The organism is Pseudomonas sp. 25 R 14 (assembly GCF_900004755.1).
GTDB classification, from domain to species: Bacteria; Pseudomonadota; Gammaproteobacteria; order Pseudomonadales; family Pseudomonadaceae; genus Aquipseudomonas; species Aquipseudomonas brenneri.
The window spans coordinates 1,807-3,568 of record NZ_CVTS01000067.1 but is presented as its reverse complement, the minus strand read 5'-3'; the positions used below and the strand labels follow the sequence as shown (position 1 = coordinate 3,568).

The following is a 1,762-nucleotide window of genomic DNA, read 5'->3' as shown; positions in this document are numbered from 1 at the left end:
GGGTTCAAGAAGCCCAGCCTGATTACCTATTGGCCAGACAAGCTACCCACATCATCCTTAGAGCTATATCTTCAAATGAGTCTCTAAGAACTAGCATGATCATAAAAGGAGGAACACTTCTTGGGATTCGCTATGGGAGCACTCGGTTCACAACGGATATCGATTTTTCTACAGAAAAAAAACTTGCTGAGATAGATCTAGAAGAGTTTGAAAAGTCGTTAAATGAATCCATGGACGTGGTTGAGTCTGGACTAAACTATGGAATAAAATGCCAACTACAATCGTACCAAATAAAGCCAAATCCAAAAGGTACTTTCCCAACGATTAAGATGAAGCTTGCTTATTGCTTGCGAAGCAACGCGGCTCAAATGAAGCGACTTAATGAAAAAAATTGCCCTTTAGTAATTGTAATTGATTACAGCTTCAATGAAAAATCATACAACGTTGAAATGTTACAGCTTGGTGATCATGATGGTGAAATCCAGGCATATGATATATGCGATTTACTTGCTGAAAAAATTAGATCTATACTTCAGCAATCTGAGCGGAAAAGAAATAGAGAGCAGGATATATACGATGTAAACTATTTACTCAGCACAATTTATACTTTAAGCGAAGAAGAAAAAACAAAAATTCACCGCTCCTTACTCAATAAGAGCGAAGGTAAAAACATCGATTATCTTCTAAACGTAAATGGCATAGACGACCCTGAAATAAAAAGACGTTCTTTTGAAGGGTACGCATCCCTAAAGGATACTGTCGTAGAGCTACCAGATTTCGAAGAGTCTTACACCAGAGTGTCCGCGTTCTTTAAATCTCTTCCATGGGATACGGGAAATGCGTAACTAATAGTCGACAGCGGAAGCGGTTCACATCTGAGAGGAACTAGATCTGGGTCTTAGGTTCTGCGTCTGGTGAACCCTGAACCTAAGACAGGCCCCTAAGGGCTAAGTTGCGAGCAAGCAAAGCGCGCAGGGCGGAGCCTGCGCCGTGAAGGAGCGAAGCAGCCCTTCCTCGACGTCAAGGTTGCTCGCGGTGTATGGAGGGCGCACAGCGACTGGAGCGGCGCTATACCTGGAGAACGGATATCTTCCTTCTTTTACATCTTCATTGGCCTATTCCTAGGTGTTGCAGTCAGTTGGCAATCGTCTATAGGTCAACGTTTGGAATTCCTGGCTTTTAAAGCTTGTTTTTCTTGTTTTATCCTTGTTTTAGAATCAATAACTCTTTGTTTTAAAAGGATTTTTTACGATAAAGGGGGAGAGATTCCGGGTTTAAGGGGGAGAGATTCCGGGTTTAAGGGGGAGAGATTCCGGGTTTAAGGGGAGAGATTCCGGCTGTTATCCACAAACACAGATAGCTGTTCCTTCCTCGGGATCAGGGAGAGTATGTTGACTAACTCCCTCTCCCCAAATACCTTAACAGGGAGAGATTCCGGGTAGAGATTTGAAAATGGTTGAGAACAAGGTTACTCAGTCAAACAAGCTTATTGAGGCCTCACATACTCTGACGCTCAACGAGAAACGCTTGGTTCTTTGCGCAGCGTCGCTGATTGATTCGCGCAAACCTCTGCCTAAGGACGGCTATCTGACCGTCCGGGCCGACATCTTTGCTGATGTGTTTGGCATTGATGTGAAACACGCCTATGAGGCACTGGACGATGCAGCTACTAGGTTGTTCAACCGGGACATTCGTCGATACGTAAAGGGCAAGCTAGTGGAGCGTATGCGCTGGGTTTTCCATGTGAAATATAGGGAAGGCC

2 protein-coding genes are annotated in these 1,762 nt (G+C 44.2%); both read left to right on the top strand.

The genetic code is table 11. From position 1 onward, the window contains the following. Positions 1-845 (top strand): nucleotidyl transferase AbiEii/AbiGii toxin family protein (locus BFQ03_RS26325; protein WP_083204917.1); only part of this gene is annotated, 845 nt, incomplete at its 5' end. Between the two features lie 607 nt (positions 846-1,452). Continuing rightward, positions 1,453-1,762, top strand: a 310-nt coding sequence (locus tag BFQ03_RS30895) for a replication initiation protein (protein ID WP_239695286.1), incomplete at its 3' end; no start/stop codon positions are given.